General features: G+C 73.1%; 20 protein-coding genes. 10 read left to right on the forward strand and 10 right to left on the reverse strand.

The window, feature by feature from the left end; genetic code table 11:
* Positions 1 to 35: 35 nt before the first annotated feature.
* Positions 36 to 713 carry a response regulator gene (locus FHU28_RS14615; protein ID WP_184684515.1) on the reverse strand — a complete coding sequence of 226 codons (678 nt, stop codon included), beginning with the start codon at positions 711 to 713 and terminating at the stop codon, positions 36 to 38.
* Complete coding sequence (locus FHU28_RS14620; RefSeq protein ID WP_184684517.1) at positions 710 to 1,999, reverse strand: sensor histidine kinase; 1,290 nt, start codon at positions 1,997 to 1,999, stop codon at positions 710 to 712. The genes FHU28_RS14615 and FHU28_RS14620 overlap by 4 nt, the downstream gene beginning before the upstream one ends.
* 87 nt (positions 2,000 to 2,086) lie before the next feature.
* Here FHU28_RS14620 and FHU28_RS14625 point away from each other — a divergent pair, with 87 nt between their 5' ends.
* A complete protein-coding gene (locus FHU28_RS14625) occupies positions 2,087 to 2,668 on the forward strand; it encodes a GNAT family N-acetyltransferase (RefSeq protein ID WP_184684519.1) in 582 nt (193 codons plus the stop codon).
* 18 nt (positions 2,669 to 2,686) lie between these two features.
* On the opposite strand, the gene FHU28_RS14630 is transcribed toward FHU28_RS14625, so the two are convergent.
* On the reverse strand, positions 2,687 to 3,268 hold the full coding sequence (locus tag FHU28_RS14630; RefSeq protein ID WP_184684521.1) for a hypothetical protein: 582 nt from the start codon (positions 3,266 to 3,268) through the stop codon (positions 2,687 to 2,689).
* Between the two features lie 81 nt (positions 3,269 to 3,349).
* Between FHU28_RS14630 and FHU28_RS14635 the strand changes: the two genes are divergently transcribed.
* Positions 3,350 to 4,741: a serine/threonine-protein kinase gene (locus tag FHU28_RS14635; protein ID WP_311773588.1), complete on the forward strand. Its 1,392-nt coding sequence runs from the start codon at positions 3,350 to 3,352 to the stop codon at positions 4,739 to 4,741.
* A 9-nt stretch (positions 4,742 to 4,750) separates the two neighbouring features.
* Here the strand turns inward: FHU28_RS14635 and FHU28_RS14640 are convergent, their stop codons facing one another.
* From FHU28_RS14640 to FHU28_RS14655, 4 genes are all read right to left on the reverse strand, one after another.
* Complete coding sequence (locus FHU28_RS14640; protein WP_184684523.1) at positions 4,751 to 5,305, reverse strand: hypothetical protein; 555 nt, start codon at positions 5,303 to 5,305, stop codon at positions 4,751 to 4,753.
* Positions 5,298 to 5,837 (reverse strand): RNA polymerase sigma factor, encoded by a 540-nt coding sequence (locus FHU28_RS14645; RefSeq protein WP_184684525.1) that lies wholly within the window; start codon positions 5,835 to 5,837, stop codon positions 5,298 to 5,300. The genes FHU28_RS14640 and FHU28_RS14645 overlap by 8 nt, the downstream gene beginning before the upstream one ends.
* A gap of 141 nt (positions 5,838 to 5,978) precedes the next feature.
* Positions 5,979 to 6,923, reverse strand: a complete 945-nt coding sequence (locus tag FHU28_RS14650) for a permease prefix domain 1-containing protein (RefSeq protein ID WP_184684527.1) — start codon at positions 6,921 to 6,923, stop codon at positions 5,979 to 5,981.
* Complete coding sequence (locus FHU28_RS14655; protein WP_184684529.1) at positions 6,920 to 7,261, reverse strand: PadR family transcriptional regulator; 342 nt, start codon at positions 7,259 to 7,261, stop codon at positions 6,920 to 6,922. Before FHU28_RS14655 ends, FHU28_RS14650 begins: the two co-directional genes overlap by 4 nt.
* Positions 7,262 to 7,835: 574 nt before the next feature.
* Between FHU28_RS14655 and FHU28_RS14660 the strand changes: the two genes are divergently transcribed.
* Both FHU28_RS14660 and dnaE read left to right on the forward strand, forming a co-directional pair.
* Positions 7,836 to 8,180 (forward strand): hypothetical protein, encoded by a 345-nt coding sequence (locus FHU28_RS14660; protein WP_184684533.1) that lies wholly within the window; start codon positions 7,836 to 7,838, stop codon positions 8,178 to 8,180.
* A gap of 170 nt (positions 8,181 to 8,350) precedes the next feature.
* A complete protein-coding gene (dnaE, locus tag FHU28_RS14665; RefSeq protein WP_184684542.1) occupies positions 8,351 to 11,887 on the forward strand; it encodes a DNA polymerase III subunit alpha in 3,537 nt (1,178 codons plus the stop codon).
* Positions 11,888 to 11,915: 28 nt separating this feature from the next.
* Here the strand turns inward: dnaE and FHU28_RS33260 are convergent, their stop codons facing one another.
* Complete coding sequence (locus tag FHU28_RS33260; protein ID WP_376700871.1) at positions 11,916 to 12,866, reverse strand: golvesin C-terminal-like domain-containing protein; 951 nt, start codon at positions 12,864 to 12,866, stop codon at positions 11,916 to 11,918.
* 755 nt (positions 12,867 to 13,621) lie between these two features.
* Here FHU28_RS33260 and FHU28_RS14675 point away from each other — a divergent pair.
* Both FHU28_RS14675 and FHU28_RS14680 read left to right on the forward strand, forming a co-directional pair.
* On the forward strand, positions 13,622 to 14,533 hold the full coding sequence (locus tag FHU28_RS14675) for a DUF2268 domain-containing protein (protein ID WP_260412978.1): 912 nt from the start codon (positions 13,622 to 13,624) through the stop codon (positions 14,531 to 14,533).
* 328 nt (positions 14,534 to 14,861) lie between these two features.
* Positions 14,862 to 15,899 (forward strand): aminotransferase class V-fold PLP-dependent enzyme, encoded by a 1,038-nt coding sequence (locus FHU28_RS14680; RefSeq protein WP_184684548.1) that lies wholly within the window; start codon positions 14,862 to 14,864, stop codon positions 15,897 to 15,899.
* 21 nt (positions 15,900 to 15,920) lie between these two features.
* On the opposite strand, the gene FHU28_RS14685 is transcribed toward FHU28_RS14680, so the two are convergent.
* Positions 15,921 to 17,093, reverse strand: a complete 1,173-nt coding sequence (locus FHU28_RS14685; RefSeq protein WP_184684549.1) for an acyl-CoA dehydrogenase family protein — start codon at positions 17,091 to 17,093, stop codon at positions 15,921 to 15,923.
* 87 nt (positions 17,094 to 17,180) lie between these two features.
* On the opposite strand from FHU28_RS14685, the gene FHU28_RS14690 reads away from it, so the two are divergent.
* The 4 genes from FHU28_RS14690 to FHU28_RS14705 all read left to right on the forward strand — a co-directional run bounded on the left by FHU28_RS14690 (position 17,181) and on the right by FHU28_RS14705 (position 21,126).
* Positions 17,181 to 17,834, forward strand: coding sequence for a TetR/AcrR family transcriptional regulator (locus FHU28_RS14690; protein WP_184684551.1), 654 nt, complete (start codon positions 17,181 to 17,183; stop codon positions 17,832 to 17,834).
* Between the two features lie 45 nt (positions 17,835 to 17,879).
* The gene (locus FHU28_RS14695; protein WP_184684553.1) at positions 17,880 to 19,322 is read left to right on the forward strand and encodes an aldehyde dehydrogenase family protein; all 1,443 of its coding nucleotides are present in this window, start codon (positions 17,880 to 17,882) and stop codon (positions 19,320 to 19,322) included.
* The gene (locus FHU28_RS14700; RefSeq protein ID WP_311773590.1) at positions 19,319 to 20,395 is read left to right on the forward strand and encodes an alcohol dehydrogenase catalytic domain-containing protein; all 1,077 of its coding nucleotides are present in this window, start codon (positions 19,319 to 19,321) and stop codon (positions 20,393 to 20,395) included. Before FHU28_RS14695 ends, FHU28_RS14700 begins: the two co-directional genes overlap by 4 nt.
* 89 nt (positions 20,396 to 20,484) lie before the next feature.
* A complete protein-coding gene (locus FHU28_RS14705; RefSeq protein WP_241826287.1) occupies positions 20,485 to 21,126 on the forward strand; it encodes a transcriptional regulator in 642 nt (213 codons plus the stop codon).
* 38 nt (positions 21,127 to 21,164) lie between these two features.
* Here FHU28_RS14705 and FHU28_RS14710 read toward each other — a convergent pair whose 3' ends face one another.
* Complete coding sequence (locus FHU28_RS14710; RefSeq protein WP_184684555.1) at positions 21,165 to 21,722, reverse strand: TetR/AcrR family transcriptional regulator; 558 nt, start codon at positions 21,720 to 21,722, stop codon at positions 21,165 to 21,167.
* Positions 21,723 to 21,739 lie beyond the last annotated feature (17 nt).

The following is a 21,739-nucleotide window of genomic DNA, read 5'->3' on the forward strand; positions in this document are numbered from 1 at the left end:
GACGATCGTCTGGTCCGTCGTGCGACGGACCGGCGTCATCCGCCGGGCCGGACCACCCCGTGCTCGTACGCGAACACCACGGCCTGCACCCGGTCGCGTAGCCCGAGCTTGGCCAGCACGCGGCTGACGTGGGTCTTCACCGTCGCCTCGCCGACACGCAGGACGTCCGCGATCTCGGCGTTGCTGGCCCCGCTCGCGATCAGCTCCAGCACCTCCCGCTCGCGCGGGGTCAGGTCCGCCGTCGCCGCGTCGTGCCGGGGGTCCGGCGGCGCCGCGCCGGGCCGGGCGAACGTGGAGATCACCCGCCGGGTGAGCGCCGGCGCGATCAGCCCTTCGCCGCGCGCCACCACCCGTACCGCCTCGACCAGGTCCTCCGGCGTGCCGTTCTTGAGCAGGAAGCCGCTCGCCCCGGCACGCAGCGCGGCGAACAGATAGTCGTCCCTGTCGAACGTGGTGAGGATGAGCACCGCGGGGCCGCCCGGCGTCGTGTCGCCGGTGATCCGGCGGGTGGCCTCCAGCCCGTCGAGGACGGGCATCTCCACGTCCATCAGCACCACGTCCGGCCGCAGCGCGGACGCCATCGACACGGCGCGCTGCCCGTCGGCGGCCTCGCCGACCACCTCGATGTCGTCCTCGACTTCGAGGATGACCCGGAAACCGGTCCGGACCAGGTGCTGGTCGTCGACGAGCAGCACCCGTACCGGCGCGCTCACGCCGCCCGCCCGGCGGCCTCGACCGGCAGCGGCATGCGGGCCCGGACCCGGAACCCGCCGCCGGGGCGCGGCCCGGCGGCCACCTCACCGCCGTGCGCGGCGACCCGCTCCCGCATGCCGATCAGGCCGAGCCCGGTCCCGGCCGCCGGCGCGCCGCCCTGTCCGTCGTCGCTCACGTCGATCTCCAACTCCCTCGCCAGATAGCGGATGCGCACGTCGAGCGTGGTGGCGTGGGCGTGCTTGACCACGTTCGTCACCGCCTCCTGGACGATCCGGTACGCCGCCTGCGACACCGAGCGCGGTAGCAGCACGGGCTCCCCGTACACCCCGAGGTCGGCCCGCAGCCCGGTCTCCCGGGCCCGGTCGACGAGCGCGCGGACCTGGTCGATGCCGGCGGTGTCCTCCGGCGCGGCGACCGTGCCGGCCGCGGCGTCCGGGTCGCGCAGCACGCCGAGCATCCGGCGCAGCTCGTCGACCGAGGTGCGGGCCGTCTCCTCGATGGCGGCCAGGGCGGTACGCGCCTTGTCCCGGTCGCGGTCGAACACGCGCCGGCACGCGGCGGCCTGCACGCCCATCACCGACACGTGGTGGGCGACCACGTCGTGCAGCTCGCGGGCGATGCGGACCCGCTCACCCATCACCGCGCGCTCGCGCGCCTCCGCCTGGGACCGGCGCAGTTGCTCGGCCTGTTCGCGTAGCTCGTGCCGGCGGCGCGCGGCCACCCAGGCGGTCTGCCCGGCGTAGTAGGCGAACCCGAAGAAGAGCACGTTGTAGAGCACGCCGTTGACCACGGCGGCGAGCACCGGCGGCACCGGACCGGCGGCGTCGGCGAAGGAGGCCGCCGAGATCTGGTCGGCCCGCAGCGCGAGGGACAGCGCGAGCCAGCCGAACATCGCCACGATGATGCCGACCCGCAGCCGCCCGGCCAGCCGCCGGTCGGCGCCCCACGCGCCGAGCGTGAACAGGGCGGCGAACAGCGCGCCCGACGGGAGCTGTGCCAGCGGGACCGCCCGGGCCTGCCCGGCGACGAAGGCGACGGCGACGATTACCGCGACAGTGGCGGGCCACCGCCGCCGTACGGCCAGCGGGGCGGTCACCGCGACGGTCCACCAGATCTGCTCGGCGACGCTCGGCGGCGGCCCGAGCAGGAACGCCCCGGTGCTGTACGCCAGGGTCAGCTCGAACAGGGCCAGCACGGTGACCGCGAGCCCGACCCAGAGGTCGGCGCGGAACTGCGCGGCCGTGGGAGCCGGCCGGCGCCAGGCGGTGGTGGGTGCGGTGCTCACCGTACGACCATGCCACCGACCGGGCCGCCGTGGTGGCCGGGGCGTAATCGGGTGGGCCGGACGACAGTGCCGACGTAGCCTGCCGGGGTGTTCGTGCCCGATCTGCCGTTGCGTACCGAGCGTCTGCTGCTGCGCGCCTTCACCGCCGCCGACCTCGCCGTGGTCCGGGACTACCGGGGCCGCCCGGAGGTGACCCGCTACCTCTACCACGAGCCGTACGACGACGCCGCCGCCCGGGCCGCGATCGAGCGGCTGGTCCGGCGGACCGCGCTGCGCGCCCCCGGCGACGTGCTCAACCTCGCGGTGACGCTCGCGGACACCGGCGAGTTCGTCGGCGACGTGCTGCTGAGCTGGACCAGCGGGGAGCACCGGCAGGGCGAGATCGGGTACGTGGCGCATCCCGCGCACACCGGCCGGGGGTACGTCACCGAGGCGGCCCGGGAACTGCTGCGGATCGGCTTCGACGGGCTGGGCCTGCACCGGATCGTCGGCCGGCTGGACGCCCGCAACACCGCCTCGGCCCGGGTGCTGGAGCGGCTCGGCATGCGCCGGGAGGCGCACCTGCGGGAGAACGAGTTCGTCAAGGGGGAGTGGGCCGACGAGGTGGTCTACGCGCTGCTGGCCCGCGAGTGGCGGGCGGCCGGCCGCCTGAGCGCGGGCCCGGCGTGACGGCCGGGCCCGACGCCCTCAGCAGCAGCAGCCCCGCCGGAACGACCGCTCGACGTACGACGCCAGACCGGCCTCGTAGAAGCCGACCCCGGGCCGGATCGGGTGGTCGCTGAACAGCTCGACCCGCGACCCGAACCGGACCAGGTACGCGTCGGCGTCCCCCGCGTCGTTGCGGATCATGCGGCCGCGCGGCCCGTAGATGCGCTCCAGCTCGGCGAAGGACATTCCGACCGACCCGCCGGCCGGGGAGCGCGGCGGGGCGGTGGCCGTGCCCACCGAGACGAGCCGGCCGTCCCGGAAGGTCAGCATGATCGCCCCGGCCCAGGAGCCGGTGACGCCGGCGTGCACGATTCCGGGACAGCCCGGCGCGGTCCAGCCGATCAGCCCGGCCGCGACGAGCCGGTCCAGCCGGGCCCCGATCCGGAACGGGCCGGCGCCGCGGACGCTGAGCACCTCGTTCTCCGCGACAGCCGGCCGGACGGGCGCGGCGTCGGCGGCGGTGCGCGCGGGCGCGGCGGCGGCCGGCGCGCCGGCGGTGACCGGCACGACAGCGGCCAGCGCCAGCAGGCCGGCGAGGACTGTGGACGGGATTCGGTTCATGGTGGTTCTCCTTCGGTCGGGTTCTCCTGTCCTGTTGGTCTCCGGCCGGTCCGGTTCGGTTCGGGATCGTCTACCGTCGACGTGACGGTGATCGTGGCGGCGGTCCCGGAGGTGATGCCGATGACCACGCCGACGCGGATCGGGGCGTTCCGGGTGGAGCGTCTGCTCGGGGCGGGGTCCTTCGCCACGGTCTGGCTGGCCTACGACCCGGCCCTCGCCGACCGGGTCGCGGTCAAGGTGCTGGCCGATAACTGGAGCCACGACCTGCGGGTGCGGGAACGGTTCCTCGACGAGGCCCGGCTGCTGCGGCGGCTGGACGACGACCGCCTGGTCCGGGTGCACGGCGTCGGCGAGCTGCCGGACGGGCGCCCGTACGCGGTGCTGGCCTGGGCGGACGGCGGCAGCCTCCGGGACCGGCTGGCGCGCGGCCCGCTGCCGGTGGGCCGGGCGCTGACGGTGCTCGACGAGATCGCGGCGGGCGTGGCGGTGCTGCACCGGCACCGGGTGGTGCACCGCGACCTGACGCCGAGCAACGTCCTGTTCCACTCCGGCCCGGACGGTGAGCGGGTGCTCATCGCCGACCTTGGGCTGGCCAAGGCGCTCGCCTCCGCCTCCGGGCTGACCGCGCGGGCGGGCACTCCCGGCTACATGGCGCCCGAGCAGAACGAGCCGCTGGCGGTGGTCGACACCCGGGCCGACGTGTTCGGGCTGGGCCGCCTGGGACTGCGGCTGCTCGGCCGGGGCGGCCGGGCCGACGCAGAACCGGCCGCCTCGCGGCTGCGTGCCGGCGTGCCGGCCGGTGTGGACTCGGTGCTGCGGCGGGCCACCGCCGTACGCCCGGCCGACCGCTACCCGGACGCGGACGCGTTCCGGCAGGCGCTGCGGCGCGCGGTGGCGGGTGGGCCCGCGCTCGTGCGGGCGCGGCGGGCGCCGCGCGCGGGCCAGGTGGTCGCCGCGGTCGCGGTGGCGCTCACCGTCGCCGGTACGGGCGCGGGGGACGCGGCCCGTCCCGACCCGGCCGGCGCGGTGGGGCGCAGCGGCCCGCTGACGGTGGTCCTGCCGGCCGGCTGGCGGGCCGAGGGCACCGGCTGGGCCGGCCAGTACGGCGACGACGGTGACCTCGAACCGGCGCTGGTGATCTCCCCGGATCCGGGGAGCTGGGCGGTCGACCCGGGCCTGCCCGGGGCATTCGTCGGCCTCTCCGCCGGTACGGCGCGTCGTACCGGCCCGGCGGGTTTCCTCGCCGAACGGCCGCACGCGGACTGCGCCGGGGCGCCGCCGCGGCACAGCCGGCAGGGTGGGGTCGAGTGGACTGTCGTCACGTTCACCTGCCCCACCGGCCGCCCGGTGATCGTCGAGGCCGCCGGGCTGGCTCCCGGCCGCGCCGGTCTGCTCTACGTCCAGCTCGTCCCGCCGGCGGGCGCGGGCGCGGACTTCGTCGACGGTGTGCTCGCCGGGGTGCGTGCCGGATAGCCGGCGCGGTCAGACCACCACGACCGTGACCGGGTACGCGCGGCCGTCCTGCGGAATGGTGACCACCACGGTCCCGGTACGCACGAACCGGATGTCCACCACACCGGCCTCGTAGTTGCGCGAGACGAGGTCCTCCCGGTCCACAGTGACCTCACCCGGCCCGATCCCCTGGATGCGCAACACACCTCCGGCGGCGAAGCAGAGGGACTTCAGCAGCGCCAGTTCGGTCTCGGCGAGGACCAGGTCGTAGCGGACCGGCCCGAGACAGGCGGCCGGTGGCGTGGTGCGTACCGGCGGGGTGGGCTTCGTGGTCCGGGGCGCGGCCGGTGGCCGTGACCGGACCGGCGGGTTCGGTGGCGTGGCGCGCGACGGCGCCGAGACCCCGTTGATGCCGGGCGTCGGGGTGAGGGCGGGCGGGGTCGTCGCGGCGGACGGCGCGGCGGCGCTGGTGACCGGCGGGCGTACCGGCAGCGGCGAGACCGGGCGGTCGGCGCAGGCGGGCGTCCCGGCGAGGACGGCGAGCGTGGCGACCGTCGCGGCGCGGCGGCGGGGTGGCTCACGCATCGGACATCCGCCGCCGCAGCTGCCGGCGGGCCTCGTGGACGCGGGACTTCACGGTGCCCTCGGGCACGTCGAGCAGGCCGGCGATCTCCCGGTAGCTCATCCCGAGCACGTCGCGCAGGGTGACCGTCTCGGCGAGGTCCGGCGGGACCGCGTCGAGCGCGTCCAGCAGGTCGAGCCGGGTGCCGGCCACCACGCTGGTCCGGCGGGGGTCGGGCGGGTCCGGCAGCGGGAGGCCGCCGGCCTCCCGCTGCCATCGCCGCCGCAGCGCCCGGTAGGTGGACCGGGCCCGGTTGGCGGTGATCCGGTACAGCCAGGTGTCGAACGACGAGCGTCCCTCGAATCCGGCGATGCCGCGGGCGAGCGCGAGCAGCGTGTCCTGGCAGGCCTCCTCGGCGTCCTGCCGGTGGGGCAGCAGGCGGGCGCACTGGCGCAGCACGTCCGGCCGGACGGCGGCCAGCAGGGCGTCGAGTGCCTGCCGGTCGCCGCGTGCGGCCGAGCGGGCCAGCTCGTCCGTGCCGTCGGGGAGGGGCATCAGGGGTGTCCAGTGCTCGCCGGTGGTGCGGGAGATCAGGCTATGCCCGGGGTGGCCGCGCCGCCGCCGCTGAGTCGGGCAGCCGACGGCCGGCCGCCCCGGCACCGACGGTGCCAGGGCGGCCGGAGGATCGGCCCGACTTCAGCGGGTGGCGCGGCCGGCCTTGACCGCGCTGTCGATCACGTCCCAGATCGCGACCAGCACGACCACCGCGCCCGCCACCCGGGCGAACTCGACGGTCCCGCCGTCCCGCAGCCAGGCGAACCGCTCGACCAGTTCCGGGTTGAGCAGCCGGTCGGTGGCGAGCAGCCAGAGCACCGGGGCGGCGAAGGCCACGTTGAGCACCGCGTTGACCGCCACCAGCGGCCAGGTCCACCGCCCGGACCGGTACTTGGCGATCTCCAGGCCGACGGTGGCCAGCAGCACCACGATCAGGGCCGGCAGCCAGAAGCTCCAGAGCGCCGGGTCGAGCGCCGGCAGCCGGGTGCCGTCGTCGGTGGTCCAGCGCTGGAAGTGCTGGCCGACCAGGAGGCCGATGGTGGCGAGCAGGAACACCACGGAGGCGATGCTGTCGGAGTGGCTGATCTGCCGTTCCCGGGTCTCCTCGGGCAGCTGGTCGACTGTCCACTCGGGCAGCCCGAGCGGCGTGTGGGTGCGTTCCAGCACGGCGAACACGAGCGTGACCCAGAACGCGATCTGCACCGCGGTCTGCATCGCGGCGACGATTGCCGCCCCGATCGCCGCGCCCGGCTCGCCGTCGAGCAGCGCCTTGCTGAGGCCGGTGAGCACGCCGACGATCGCCGGGATCCAGGTGAGCAGCAGCCGCAGCAGCCGCCACCAGGTCAGGTAGTAGCGCGGGCCGATGAGTTGCAGCGTGCGGTCGCTGTAGCTGGCCGCGAGCTTCTCGGGGTGGCCCAGCTCGGTGAGCACCTCGCGCTCGGCCGACGCGTGGTCCTGCCCGCCGGAGGTCCGGTCGTCGATCATGTCGGCGATGGAGCCGCGCAGCTCCTCGGCGATCTCCAGGCGGCGTTGCGCGGGCACGGCCCGCATGGTGGCGGCGACGTAACGGTCGGTCAGGGAACTCATCGTTCCGCTCCTTCGATCAGTTCGGTGACGGACGACCGCACCGCGGTCATGTCGTCGAGCAGGCGGTTCAGGAGGTCCTGGCCGTCGTCGCTGGTCCGGTAGAACTTGCGCGGCCGGCTCTCCTCGGTGTTCCACTCGCTGGTCAGCAGGCCCTGGTCCTCGAGCCGGCGCAGCAGCGGGTAGAGCGTGTTGGCGTCGACCGCGAAGCCGTGCGCGGCCAGCCGTTGCAGCAGGGCGTATCCGTAGTCGGGGCGGCGCAGGGCGACCAGGCTGGCCACCACGACAGTGCCGCGTCGTAGCTCCTGGAGATGGGTCCGGAGGACCTCTTCGCTGACCATGCTCAACACGATACTGTGTGGCACACAGTATTGTCCAACCCTGGATCATCGTGTGACTCGGGCTCCCGTCGGGTGGTCTGGCGCCCGTTCGGTTGTCGGCGCCCTCGTGACAAGTTCGGGCGTTCGAGAATGGACGCATTGACACACCCCGCAGTCGCCGTTACTGTTTCGGAAGTCGATCGAGGGTTTTGCTCGCTCGACGACGAAACGGGGGAAAGTGAATATGCTGCAGTGCTGGAGTACGTACGTCCACGGCTGGCGGTCGTGCCGTCGATCGGTCTTATGACCGCGTGTCCTGAACGTGTTCGTTGTCATGCGAAGCCCGCTCCGGATCGACGTCGCCGAATTCCTGCACCCTGTCCAGCCTGATCGGGCGCCGACGCGAGTGCAGCCCGCCGCCGCGTGACAACAGCGACCGCGCTTCTGATCATTGCCTGTGATCACCGGAAAGCGCCTCGGGCGAATTGATTCCAGAGTTCCCGGATCGGTGTGACCGACGCATTTCCGGAATTGCTGCACACAAATTCCGCTGGCCCCTGTTCGTCGCTTCCGCCCCTGCGAAATCGGAGGAACTATGAATTCCGCCAAGCGAACCTTCCGTTATCTCGCCGCCATCGGCGCGGCCGGGCTGGTCACCATGTGGGCGTCGCCCGCCCAGGCCCACGAGATGACCGCGTACCAAGGCCTCGACAAGGCCTGGATCTCGGCCGACCACAAGTCGGTCACCGTGCAGGACAAGGAGTGTGACGGCAACCGCGTGTTCGTGGTCGTGAACCTCGTCGGTGGCGGGAGCGCCGGCATCAACGACGAGGACGGGTGCAGCGGGAACACCGGCTACGGCAGCTTCAGCAAGGCCATCGCCAGCTTCTACGTCTGCGAGAACACCGAGGGGTGCGGCACGACCGTGCGGGTGCAGTAGCCCAGCGGCATCCGTCCGGGATCGCGCGTTACCGCGCGGCCCCGGACGGCCCCGGCTTTCGCGCAAGCGGTGATCCGCCCGCGCGGCTCACTGGAGACGCCTCGGGCAGCGGAGATAGGGTGGGCCGTCCGATCCCGCACCACCCATGACCGAGCCGGGGGGCGCCACGCATGGGCGATTCGTTCGCGCATCTGCACGTACACACCGAGTACTCGATGCTGGACGGGGCGGCCCGGCTGAAGGATCTCTTCGCCGAGGTCAGCCGGCAGGGGATGCCGGCGGTGGCGATGACCGACCACGGCAACATGCACGGCGCGAACGACTTCTACAAGCAGGCCATGGCCGCCGGGGTGACCCCCATCCTCGGCATCGAGGCATACGTCGCCCCGGAGTCGCGGTTCCACAAGAAGCGGGTGCGGTGGGGTCGGCCCGAGCAGAAGAGCGACGACGTCTCCGGCAGCGGCGGCTACACCCACAAGACGATCTGGGCCCGCAACAAGACCGGCCTGCACAACCTGTTCACCCTCACCTCCAAGGCGTACACCGACGGGTTCTTCGTCAAGTGGCCGCGGATGGACACCGAGCTGCTCGCCGAGTACTCCGACGGCCTCATGGCGACCACCGGCTGCCCGTCCGGTGAGGTGCAGACTCGACTGCGGCTCGGCCAGGACGCCCAGGCCCTGCAGGCGGCGGGGAAGTACCAGGAAATTTTCGGCAAGGAGAACTACTTCCTGGAGATCATGGACCACGGCCTCGACATCGAGAAGCGGGTCCGCGACGGGCTATTGGAGATCGGCCGCAAGCTCGGCATCCCGCCGGTGGTCACGAACGACTCGCACTACACGCACGAGGCGCAGGCCGAGGCGCACGACGTGCTGCTCTGCGTGCAGACCGGCAGCAACGTCGCCGACCCCAACCGGTTCCGGTTCGGCGGCAGCGGCTACTACATCAAGTCGGCCGACGAGATGCGCGCGGTCGACCAGTCCGACGTCTGGCTGGAGGGCTGCCGCAACACCTTGCTGGTGGCCGAGAAGGTCGACCCGGCCGGCATGTTCACGTTCCACAACCTGATGCCGCGGTTCCCGATCCCCGAGGGCGAGACCGAGGAGTCCTGGTTCCGCAAGGAGACGTTCGCCGGGCTGGCGCGCCGCTTCCCCAACGGCATCCCCGAGGGCCACGTCGTCCAGGCCGAGTACGAGCTGGGCGTCATCATCCAGATGGGCTTCCCGTCGTACTTCCTCGTGGTCGCCGACTTCATCCAGTGGGCCAAGAGCCAGGGCATCGCGGTCGGCCCCGGGCGCGGCTCGGCGGCCGGCTCGCTCGTGGCGTACGCGCTGGGCATCACCGACCTCGACCCGATCCCGCACGGCCTGATCTTCGAGCGGTTCCTCAACCCCGAGCGTGTCTCCATGCCGGATGTCGACATCGACTTCGACGAGCGCCGGCGCGGTGAGGTCATCAAGTACGTGACCGACAAGTGGGGCGAGGACAAGGTCGCGCAGATCGCCACGTTCGGCACGATCAAGGCGAAGGCCGCGATCAAGGACTCGGCCCGGGTGCTCGGCTTCCCGTACGCGGTCGGCGACCGGATCACCAAGGCCATGCCCCCGGCGGTGATGGGCAAGGACATCCCGCTGTCCGGCATCTTCGACCCGAAGCATCCGCGCTACGCCGAAGCCGGCGAGATCCGCGGCCTCTACGAGTCCGACCCGGACGTCAAGAAGGTCATCGAGACCGCCAAGGGCATCGAGGGCCTGATCCGGCAGACCGGCGTGCACGCCGCGGGCGTCATCATGTCCGCCGAGCCGATCATCGAGCACATCCCGCTCATGCGGCGCGACTCCGACGGCGTCATCATCACGCAGTTCGACTACCCGACCTGCGAGTCGCTCGGGCTGCTGAAGATGGACTTCCTCGGCCTGCGCAACCTGACGATCATCGACGACGCGGTGAAGAACATCCAGCTCAACCACGGCCGGGAGATGGACCTGCTCGGCCTGCCGCTGGACGACAAGGCGGCGTACGAGCTGCTGGCCCGCGGTGACACGCTCGGCGTGTTCCAGCTCGACGGCGGGCCGATGCGCTCGCTGCTGCGGCTGATGAAGCCGGACAACTTCGAGGACATCTCCGCCGTCCTGGCGCTCTACCGGCCCGGCCCGATGGGCGTGGACTCGCACACCAACTACGCGCTGCGCAAGAACGGGCTCCAGGAGATCACCCCGATCCACCCGGAGCTGGAGGAGCCGCTGCGCGAGATCCTCGCGCCCACGCACGGCCTGATCGTCTACCAGGAGCAGGTGCAGCGCGCCGCGCAGATCCTCGCCGGCTACACGCTCGGCCAGGCCGACCTGCTGCGCCGGGCGATGGGCAAGAAGAAGAAGGAGATCCTCGACAAGGAGTTCATCCCGTTCCGGGACGGCTGCCGCGAGCGCGGCTACTCCGACGAGGCCATCCAGGCCGTGTGGGACGTGCTGGTGCCGTTCGCCGGCTACGCGTTCAACAAGGCCCACTCCGCCGCGTACGGCCTGGTCTCGTACTGGACCGCGTACCTGAAGGCGCACTACCCGGCCGAGTACATGGCCGCCTTGCTCACCTCCGTCGGTGACGACAAGGACAAGATGGCCCTGTACCTGTCCGAGTGCCGCCGGATGCGCATCCAGGTGCTCCCGCCGGACGTGAACACCTCCGCCGGCCCGTTCACCCCGGTCGGCAAGGAGATCCGCTTCGGTCTCGGCGCGGTGCGCAACGTCGGCGCGAACGTGGTCGCCTCGATCATGCGGTGCCGGGAGGAGAAGGGCGACTACACCGACTTCTACGACTTCCTGTCGAAGGTCGACGCGGTGGTCTGCAACAAGAAGACGATCGAATCGCTGATCAAGGCCGGGGCGTTCGACTCGCTCGGCCACCCCCGCAAGGGCCTGCTCGCAGTGCACGCCGACGCCATCGACGCGTACGCCGACGTCAAGCGCAAGGAGGCAGTCGGCCAGTACGACCTGTTCGGCGCCGGCTTCGGCGAGGCGGACACCGGTGGCAGCAGCACCACCGTCATGCCGATCATCGGCGAGGGGGAGTGGGACAAGCGCGACAAGCTCGCGTTCGAGCGCGAGATGCTCGGCCTGTACGTCTCCGACCACCCGCTGTTCGGCCTGGAACACGTGCTCGGCGCCGCCGCGGACACCACCATCGCCGCGCTGTCGGAGGAGGGCACAGTGCCCGACGGCGCGGTGGTCACCCTGGCCGGCATCCTCTCCGGCGTGCAGCGCCGCGTCACCAAGCAGGGCCGGGCCTGGGCGTCGGCCACCCTCGAAGACCTCGCCGGTGGCGTGGAGACGCTGTTCTTCCCGAACACGTACGAGGTGATCGGCCAGTACATCGCCGAGGACGCCATCGTGGTGGTCAAGGGCCGGGTGGACCGGCGCGACGACACCCCGCGCATCATGGCGATGGACATGTCCATGCCGGACGTCACCAGCAACCCGGCGAACAAGCCGGTCACCCTGACCATTCCGGTGCACCGCTGCACGCCGCCGCTGGTGGAACGGCTCAAGGAGACGCTGGTGCTGCACCCCGGCGACACCGAGGTGCACGTCAAGCTGCTCAACGGCGGCAAGGTCACCACGCTGCGCCTCGGCCCGTTCCGGGTCGCTCCCACCACCGCGCTGATGGGTGACCTGAAGAGCGTGCTCGGCCCGGCCAACGTGAGCTGACCGGGCCGAGTGCCTGCGGGCCGTACAGCTAGACGCGGGTGACGCGGATGGCGTCGGCGATCACGTAACCGGTGCTGCCGGACCATCTGCTGACACCGACCTTGTTGGCGTCCCCGGCGGCCAGGGTGAAGGTGCCCAGCGAGCGCCAGGCGCCGCCGTTCGCCGTCTGGTTCACCGAGACCGTCTGGTTACCGCTGGTGGTCGCGACGATGTACGGCGTGGAGGTGTTGTAGCCGGCCACGGCCGGATACCAGACCTCCACCCGGTAGGTGGCTGTCGCCGGGATGTTCACCTTGTACCAGGCGGTGTCGCTGGCCGCGACGGGGTTGGCGTACCGGTAGTCGGCGCCGTAGCGCTGCGCCGAGTACGTCGAGGTGCCCCAGTTGGCGCTCGCGGTGAACCGGCCGGCCGTGGTGTTGTCCACAATGGTCGACCAGGCAGTCGGCGGGGGCGTGGTGTCGCCGGTCACGAGCTGCATGTAGTAGGTCCAGTTCCAGTTCGAACCCGGGTCGGTGTGCGTGGCGCCCGGCACCTGGTTGTGCCCGATGATGTTGTTACGGGTCTTCGGGATGCCGTACTTGTCGCACAGGAACCGGGTCAGCGCCGCCGACGACCGGTACATCGCGTCGGTGTACCAGGAGGCGTTGTCGACGTACCCCTCGTGCTCGATGCCGATCGACTGGGTGTTGTAGGTCCAGTTGCCGGCGTGCCAGGCGATGTCCTTGTCCCGCACCATCTGGGTCACCGCGCCGTCGGAGGAGCGGAGCAGGTAGTGCGCGCTGGTGCCGGCGGCGGCGTTCTGGAACCAGCTGATCGAGCCGGCGTAGCTGCCCTGCATGGTGTGGATGACGATGTAGTTGATCGGGTACGCCGACTCGCGGCTGGAGACCGTGTAGTTGGACGAGTTGGCCGGCACCCAGGCCGCCGGGCCGTAGTCGGTGCTCAGGGTGCCGAAGTCGCCGGTGCCCAGCGGCGCCACGTCGGCGTACCGGCCCCGCTGGGGTGCGACCGGACGGCCGTCCAGGCTGACCTCGCCGCCGGCAGTGGTCGCGATGAAGCCCCGGGCGAGCAGGTCGTACACGGAGTCGGCGTACAGCCGGGCGGTGGCCGCGTCCGTCGAGCCACCGTAGCGGGCGATCGGGCCGTACCACTGGTTGACGTCGTCGCGCTGCGCCGCGGTGAGCCCGGCCTCGTCGGCGTAGGAGCGCAGCACCGCCGCCGCGCCGGCGACGTTCGCCGCGTCCCGGGTACGCAGTTCGGCGCGGTCCAGCCGGGTCCGGCGCGCGGCCTCGTCGAGGGTCCGCACCTTCGGGTTGCTGGTCAGGTGCATCACGCCGTATCCGCCGGAGGCGCTGGGCTCGCCGCCGTGGCCGTCCAGACGTGTTTCGGCGTACCCGAGCGCGGCGAGCAGGTCGCGCGGCACGTCGGAATCGGCCGCGGCCTGCGCGAAGGCGGCGGCGAGCGGCTGCGCGCGGTGCTGAGGCGCAGCCTGGGCCGGCTGGCCGGTCAGGCCGATCGTGAGGATCATGGCGCCGCCGAGCAGGGTGCTCACCCGACGCGAGGGTCTCCGAATTGTCACGTCACTCCTCGTCGACTACTTGGTGCGACTGTGCTCCCGTCGCCGGTTCGCCGCACCTTATAGCGTGACGTTCGTCTATGTCGATACCTTGCATCGACAAGCTCTTTGCTGAAGACTTCCTTCAGATACTGGGCTGACCCCGTACCGTCGCGGTCTTGCCCGCCGGGCCGCGGCCGGGCAGCATCGTGCGGATGCCGCCCACCGACCTGCTGCGGGTCCGCGACCTGGTGCCCGACTTCCTCGCCTGCGCCGACCGGGGCGCTGCGGAGCTCCTGGTCTCCGGCTACCTGGCCGGGCACCCGGACGTGGTCCGGGCGCTGCGCCGCGACGGCGACTGGTCCGACGCCGCCGGTGTGGCCGCCGCCCTGGACGGGCTCCGCGACCGGGCCGCCGGCCTGGCGGTACGAGCCGAGACGGTACGCGCGGCGCTGCCGGACGGCGTCGCGGCGGTGGCCGGGGCGCTGGGCTGGTCCGGCGACGGCGGGCCGGTCGAGTGCGTGGTGCTGGTCGGGCTGAACCAGGCCAACGGCTGGGCCGGCGAACTGGACGGCAGGTACGCGCTCTTCCTCGCCGTGGAACAACTCGGGCCACCGGAGGACCTCGACATGCTGGTCCGGCACGAGGCCGCGCACGTGGTGCACGACCGCGGCGCCGCGATCCGCGACTGGCCCGAGTACGGGGTGGCGAACGCGCTGTTCACCGAAGGGCTCGCCACCCAGGTCACGGCGGAACTGGACCCCGGCCGGCCGGACGAGGAGTACCTCTGGTTCGGCCGCCCCGGGCACCGGCAGTGGCTCGACGAGTGCCGCCGCCGCTGGCCGGAGATCCTGCGCCGGGTACGCGCCGACCTCGACGCCACCGACGCCGACCACCACGCCCCGTACTTCCTGATGCGGGACTCGCCGCTGGCCGGCGGCCTGCCCAAGCGCTGCGGCTACCTGGTCGGCCTGGCCGCGGTCCGGCACCTGCGCCGCCACCACTCCCTGCGCGACCTGGCCACCTGGCCCCTGCCCCGAGTCCGCGAGGAGCTGGCCGTCGCGCTCCCCGACCTCCCCCCACCGCCCTGACCCCCGCGCCCACCCCACCCCCACCGCGCCCGCCCCCACCGCGACGATCATGAAGTTGGCGGCGACAAATCGGACCGTACATGCCGCCAACTTCATGATCGACCGGGCGAGGAGTTGGCGCGGCGCGCCCCGCCCGACCCCGCGATCTTGCGCATTCCGCCCCACGCCCTCGTTCCGCCGCGCGATCTTGCAGCTTCGGCCCTCGGGGACGCGTGTTTGTCCCGATTCGCCGGGGCCGAAAGTGCAAGATCGCCGAGGGCGGGGCGGGGGCCACGGGGGTGGGATTGGTGGTGTCGGGGTTGGGGTGGGGGTGGTTAGCGTCGATGGCATGGAGCTGGAGCAGGCACGGAAGTTGTGGCAGCCGGAACCGGGCTGGTTGAACACCGCCACCTACGGGCTGCCGCCCGAGCCGGTGTGGGACGCCGTGCAGCGGGTGCTCGCCGACTGGCGGGGCGGGCGGGTGTCGTTCGAGGTGTGGGACGAGTCGGTCGGGCGGTCCCGGGCCGCGTTCGCCCGGCTGGCCGGTGTGGACGAAGCCGACGTGAGCATCGGCTCCGCCGTGTCGCAGATGGTCGCGCCGATCGCGGCCAGCCTGCCGGCGGGGGCCACTGTGGTGGTGCCCGAGGTCGAGTTCACCTCGAACCTGTTCCCGTGGCTGGTCCAGCAGGAGCGCGGTGTGCGGGTACGCACCGTCCCGCCGGCCGGCCTGGTGGACGCGATCGACGCCGACACCGACCTGGTGGCGTTCAGCGTGGTGCAGTCCGCCGACGGCGCGGTGGCCCCGTACGACGAGATCGTCGCGGCGGCTCGCGCGCACGGCGCGTTCGTGGTGGTCGACGCCACGCAGGCGTGCGGGTGGCTGCCGTTCGCCGCGGACCGGGCCGACGCGGTGGTGGTGGGGGCGTACAAGTGGCTGATGGCGCCGCGGGGCGCGGCCTTCGCCTACCTGGCGCCGGAACTACGCGAGCGGATTCGCCCGGACGCGGCCGGGTGGTACGCCGGCAAGGACCCGCACGCCTCCTACTACGGCCTGCCGCTGCGCCTGGCCGACGACGCCCGGCGCTTCGACATCTCCCCGTCCTGGCTGTGCTACGTCGGAGCGGCGCCGGCGCTGGAGTTGCTCGCCGACCTCGACCCGGAGGCGGTGCGCGCGTACGACGTGGGGCTGGCCAACCGGTTCCTGGCCGGGCTGGGCCGCCCGCCCGGCGACAGCGCGATCGTCTCCGTCGACGTGCCGGACGCGCACGAGCGGCTGGCCCGCGCCGGGGTGCGCGCGGCGGTCCGGGCAGGCCGGGTCCGCGCCTCGTTCCACCTGTACACGACCGAGGAGGACGTGGACCGGGCGGTCGAGGCGCTGACCGGCTGACGGCTCAGGCCAGGTGACCGCTCAGGCCAGGTGGCCGCCGATCTTCGTGTATCCGCGCAGCAGGTCCCGGGAGATGATCAGCCGCTGCATCTCGTCGGTGCCCTCGAAGATCCGGTACAGCCGGACCTGCCGGTACCAGCGCTCGATCGGCAGCTCACGGGTGTAGCCCATGCCGCCGTGGATCTGGAGCACCCGGTCCACCACCCGGTTGACCATGCCGGCGCCGTAGAGCTTGCCCATCGAGGAGGCGTGCCGGGGGTCGAGGCCCTGGTCGACCGTCCAGGCCGAGCGCAGGATCAGCCAGCGGGCGGCCTCCAGCTCGGTCTCCGAGTCGGCGATCATCCACTGGATGGCCTGGTTGGTGGCGATCGGCGCGCCGAACGTCTCCCGGGTGTTGGCGTAGTCGATCGCCATCTGGAGGGCGCGTTCGGCGATGCCGATGGCGTGCGAGGGGATGGTGTAGCGGCCCTTGCCGATCCACTCCATGCCGAGCGTGAAGCCCTGCCCGATCTCGCCGAGGATGTTGCGGTGCGGCACGCGTACGCCGTCGAAGATCAGCGAGGCGGGACCGCCCTCGCCCATGGTCTGGATGAACTCCGACCGCCAGCCCATGTCGCGGTCCACCAGGAACGCCGTGGCGCCGCCGCGGCGGGCGCCCTTCTCCGGGTCGGTCACCGCGACCACGATGGCGAAGTCGGCGTCGTTGCCGTTGGTGATGAACGTCTTCTCGCCGTCGAGGACCCAGTCGTCGCCGTCGCGGCGGGCCCGCAGCCTGATGTTGGCAGCGTCGGAGCCCGCGCCCGGCTCGGTGATGGCGAAGCAGGAGATCCGTTCGCCCTCGATGGTGGGGATCAGGAACTCGCGCTTCTGCTCCTCGGTGGCGTGGAACAGGATGTTGTCGGCCTCGCCGCCGAAGCGGAAGGGCACGAAGCTGCGGCCCAGCTCGGTCCAGATCAGCGACTGCATGACCGCCGGCAGGGCCATGCCGCCGTACTCCTCCGAGGTGGCCAGCCCCCAGAAGCCGAACTTCTTCGCCTTGAGCTGGAGTTCGCGCAGCTCGGAGCGGTCGAGGCCGGGCTGGTGGGCGCGCTCGCGGCGCAGCACCTCCGCCTCCAGCGGCATCACCTCGCGGGTGACGAACGTGCGAACGGTGTCCCGGATCGCGCGTTCCTCGTCGGACAGTGCGAAGTCCACGGTGCCCCCTCAGGTCGACTGGCTATAAACTAGCGCTGGAAGTTTTCCCGCGTCCAGACCCGATGTCGAAAGGAGGATGATGATCAGGTGCCCCGACCCCGACAAGCCCTGCTCACACGCGACCGGATCGTCGATACCGCGCTGGCGCTGATCGACGCCGACGGGCTGGACGCGCTCTCCACCCGGCGGCTCGCCGCCGCCCTGGGCGTACGCGGCCCCTCGCTCTACAACCACTTCGCCACCAAGGAGGAGATCCTCGACGCGGTGGCCGACGGCGTCGCGGCAACCGTCGACATCGACGTCTTCGACGAGTACGAGTGGCTCGACGCGCTCGGCCGCTGGGCGCGCTCGTACCGCGCCGCGCTGGCCGCGCACCCGAACATCGTGCCGTACCTGGCGCAGGGGCCGGGCCGCCGTCCGGCCGCGCTCGCGATGGCCGACGCGGTCTACGGCGCGCTGGTCCGGGCCGGCTGGCCGCCCGCGCGGGCCACCCACATCGGCGCCGCGATGCGCTACTTCGTGGCCGGGTCAGCGCTCGGCTCGTTCGCCCGCGGCTTCGTCGAGGACCCCTCGCTCTACGCCGCGCACCCGCACCTCAACCAGGCGCACCGCCTCGCCGGCCACCAGCGCAGCGTGGACGAGGGGGCGTTCGCGCTCGGCCTGGACGCGCTGCTGCACGGCCTCGCCGCCGAGTACGCCGCCACCGTCGCCCCGCTGGAACGGGTCGGCGGTCCGGAGTAGCGTCCAAACTCCCACCGCTAGTTTCCGCCGCCCCCGAAGGACGCCATGGATCTCGCCGCCGCCCCGCCCGCCCTGTTGACGCGCCGCCACCTGCACATCGCCGGTGACTGGGCCGACCCGTCGTCGGACGACACCATCCCGGTGGAGAACCCGGCCACCGCGAGCATCATCGGCGAGGTGCCGGCCGGTACGCCGGCCGACGTGGACCGGGCGGTCGCCGCCGCCCACGCCGCGTTCCCCGGCTGGGCCGCCACCGCCCCCGAGCAGCGGGCCGCGCACCTGGACCGGCTGCACACCGCGCTCGCCGCCCGCGCCGACGAGATCGCCCGCACCGTGGCCACCGAGCTGGGCACCCCGCTCAAGCTCGCCACCCGCGTCCAGACCGGGCTGCCGCTCACCGTGCTGCGGAGCATGGTCGAGCTGGCCGCCCGCCCGGCCGCCGAGCAGACGGTCGGCAACTCCCTCGTCCTCCGGGAGCCGGTCGGCGTGGTCGGCGCCATCACCCCGTGGAACTACCCGCTGCACCAGGTGGTCGCCAAGGTCGCGCCCGCGCTCGCCGCCGGGTGCACAGTCGTGCTCAAGCCCAGCGAGCTGACGCCGCTGACCGCGTACCTGCTGTTCGACGCGATCACCGACGCCGGCCTGCCGCCCGGCGTGGTGAACCTGGTGCCCGGCACCGGCCCGGTGGTCGGCGAGGCGCTCGCCGCGCACCCCGACGTCGACCTGGTCTCGTTCACCGGCTCCACCGCCACCGGCCGGCGCATCGCCCGCCTGGCCGCCGAGCGGATCGCCCGGGTGTCGCTGGAACTCGGCGGCAAGTCCGCGAACGTCGTCCTGGCCGACGCCGATCTGCCCACAGCGGTCAAGGTCGGCGTCGGCAACGCGCTGCTCAACTCCGGGCAGACCTGCACCGCCTGGACCCGGATGCTCGTGCACCGCGACCGCTACGACGAGGCCCTGGACCTGGTCGCGGCGGCGGTGGCCGGCTACCGGCTCGGCGACCCCTTCGACCCGGCCACCCGGCTGGGCCCGCTCGCCTCCGCCGCGCAGGCCCAGCGGGTACGCGACCACGTCGACCGGGCGCTCGCCGACGGCGCCCGGCTCGTCGCCGGCGGCCCGGACGCGCCGCTGCCGTCGCAGGGCCACTTCGTGGCGCCCACCGTCTTCGCCGACGTGCACCCCGACAGCGCGCTCGCCCAGGAGGAGGTGTTCGGGCCGGTGCTCGCGGTGATCCCGTTCGCCGACACCGACGAGGCGGTCGCCATCGCCAACAACTCCCGGTACGGGCTGGCCGGCGCGGTCTGGTCCGCCGACTCCGACGCGGCGCTGGCAGTGGCCCGGCGGATGCGTACCGGCCAGGTGGACGTCAACGGCGGCGCGTTCAACCCGCTCGCCCCGTTCGGCGGCTACAAGCAGTCCGGCCTCGGCCGGGAACTGGGCGCGTACGGCGTGGAGGAGTTCACCGAGCTGAAGGCGATCCAGCGGTGAAGGCGCTCGTGGTGCGCGGCCGGGGCGAGACCCCGGCGGTCGAGGAGGTACGCCTGCCCGCGCCCGGCCCGGGCGAGCTGCGGGTACGCATCCGCGCCGCCGGCATCTGCCACTCCGACCTGGCCATGGTGGACGGCACGCTGGCGCCCGCGTACCCGCTGGTGCTGGGCCACGAGGCGACCGGCGTGGTGGCCGAGGCCGGGCCGGGCACGACGATCGCGGTCGGCACGCCAGTGGTGCTCAACTGGGCGCCGGCCTGCCGGGAGTGCTGGCACTGCCGGCACGGTGAGCCGTGGCTCTGCGCGGCCAATCCCAACCCGTCCACGCCCCGGGGCGAGACGGCCGCCGGTGAGCCCCTTCAGGTCACGCTCGGGCTCGGCGCGCTCGCCGAGGAGGTGGTGGTGCCGCAGCGCGCCGCCGTACCGGTGCCGGCCGGACTGCCGCCGGAGCAGGCCGCGGTGCTGGGCTGCGCGGTGCTCACCGGCGTCGGCGCGGTCCGCAACACCGCACGGGTCGCGCCCGGCGAGTCGGTCGCGGTGATCGGGCTCGGCGGGGTCGGCCTGGCCGTGCTGACCGCCGCCCGGCGGGCGGGCGCGTCGCCGATCCTCGCCGTCGACGTGGTGGAGGCCAAGCGGGACCTGGCGCTCGCGGCCGGCGCCACCGACTTCCTGCGCTCCGACGACACGCTCGGCAAGCAGATCCGGGCGCGCACCGACGGGCGCGGGGTGGACCACGCCTTCGAGTGCGTCGGCCGGTCCGTCACCATCCGCGCCGCCTGGCGGGCGACGCGGCGCGGGGGAGCGGTGACAGTGGTCGGCATGGGTGCCCGCGACGACATGCTCAGCCTCTCCGCGCTGGACATCTTCCACTCCGCCCGCACGTTGCGCTCCTCGGTGTACGGCTCGACCGACCCGGACCGGGAGGTGCCGGAGCTGGCCGCCGCGCTCGCCGCCGGTGACCTGGACCTCGGGCCGCTGGTGAGCGGCACGGTGCCGCTGTCGGAGGCGCCCGCGGCGCTTTCCCGGCTGGCCCGTGGTGAGGGCGCCCGCTGGGTGGTGACCTTCCCGGACTGACCCGGCGGCGGCCGGATCCGCCGTCCGCGCATCCGGATCGGCAGGTGCGAGCGAACCCTGGGTAGGAGAGCTACCCGGGGGTACGTCCGTTGCTGACCGAGAACATGCCGGCCGGGGCCGCCGAGACGGCCCGCAAACGGCTGACCGCCGCCGCCGAGGACCTGGACGACAACCAGGTCGCCGGGCTGCTGCTCGACCTGGCCGCCGAGGCCGGGGTGGTGCCCGTCTGGGAACAGGTCTGCCTGCCGCTGCTTGGTGCGCTGCGCGGCGACGGCGCCGCCGAGATCGCGATGGAGCACGCCCTCTCCGAGGGGCTGCGGGTCGGGCTGGACGTGTTCGGCCGAGAGCCGACCCGGCCGTTGCCCGCCCAGGGCGTGCTGCTGGCCGGCGCGGAGCACGAGACGCACTGCCTCGGGCTGCACGCGCTCGCCGCGGCGCTGCGCGAGCGCGGGCGCGGCGCCCTGTACCTCGGCCCGGCCCTGCCCTGGTCCGCGCTGGCCAGCGCGGCGGAGCGGGTCCGGCCGCGGGTGGTGGTGGTCTGGTCGCAGACCCCGGTGACCGGCCGCGCGTACCGCCTGGTCCGCCTGCGTCGCGACCTGCCCGGGGTACGGGTGCTCGCCGCCGGTCCGGGATGGATCGAGCCCTTCCCGCCGACCTCGGCGGTGCCGCAGCGCCTCACCACGCTCGGCGAGGCCACGCTGGCCTGCCTGCGCGGCGTGAGCCCTGCCTGACGCCCGGCGCGCTCAGGCGGCGCGCTCAAGCGGCGCGTTCAGGCGGCGCGGAAGCCGCGCAGCAGCACGGCGACCGCGGACTCCGGGTCGAAGTCGTCCTCCGGGCAGGCGAGCTGGTTGCTCAGCAGCCCTTCGATCAGCGCCAGCAGCATCCGGAAGTGGGCCGGCGGATCGGTCGAGCCGAGCGCGGCGAGCAGCGGCTCTCCCCGTTCGGCCAGCCGCGCCCGCCCGGCCTCGATCGCCGGGCGCAGGTCGGGCCGCACGGCCGCCTCGACGAACAGCGCGTACCGGGCCAGCGTGACCACCCGCCGCTGATCGGTGAACTCCCGGATCAGCTCGCCGAGCACCTGGGCGAACGCGGCGACGTCGCCGGGTGGCAGGTCCACGGCGAGCCGCTGCCAGGCCAGCGTCTCCACCTCGACCAGCCGGTCGAACACGCCGGTGACCAACGCCTCCCGGGTGCGGAACCGGTTGGACGCGGAGCCCTCGGGCAGGCCCGCCTCGGCGTCCACGGCCCGGTGGGTGAGCTGCCGCGGCCCGCCGGTGCCGAGCACCCGGATGGCGGCGTCGAGCAGGAGTTGCCGGCGATCGGTCACCCGGCCAGACTACAGCC

The sequence above is a fragment of the Micromonospora echinospora genome, from assembly GCF_014203425.1.
Taxonomy (GTDB): Bacteria; Actinomycetota; Actinomycetes; order Mycobacteriales; family Micromonosporaceae; genus Micromonospora; species Micromonospora echinospora_A.

Excerpts from the sequence above, each read along its gene's own strand:
- FHU28_RS14640 (WP_184684523.1), bottom strand. The coding sequence starts at position 5,305 with ATGCGTGAGCCACCCCGCCGCCGCGCCGCGACGGTCGCCACGCTCGCC.
- FHU28_RS14680 (WP_184684548.1), top strand. The coding sequence starts at position 14,862 with ATGGAGCTGGAGCAGGCACGGAAGTTGTGGCAGCCGGAACCGGGCTGG.
- FHU28_RS14655 (WP_184684529.1), bottom strand. The coding sequence starts at position 7,261 with ATGGTCAGCGAAGAGGTCCTCCGGACCCATCTCCAGGAGCTACGACGC.
- FHU28_RS14660 (WP_184684533.1), top strand. The coding sequence starts at position 7,836 with ATGAATTCCGCCAAGCGAACCTTCCGTTATCTCGCCGCCATCGGCGCG.
- dnaE (WP_184684542.1), top strand. The coding sequence starts at position 8,351 with ATGGGCGATTCGTTCGCGCATCTGCACGTACACACCGAGTACTCGATG.
- FHU28_RS14645 (WP_184684525.1), bottom strand. The coding sequence starts at position 5,837 with ATGCCCCTCCCCGACGGCACGGACGAGCTGGCCCGCTCGGCCGCACGC.
- FHU28_RS14695 (WP_184684553.1), top strand. The coding sequence starts at position 17,880 with ATGGATCTCGCCGCCGCCCCGCCCGCCCTGTTGACGCGCCGCCACCTG.
- FHU28_RS14650 (WP_184684527.1), bottom strand. The coding sequence starts at position 6,923 with ATGAGTTCCCTGACCGACCGTTACGTCGCCGCCACCATGCGGGCCGTG.
- FHU28_RS14630 (WP_184684521.1), bottom strand. The coding sequence starts at position 3,268 with ATGAACCGAATCCCGTCCACAGTCCTCGCCGGCCTGCTGGCGCTGGCC.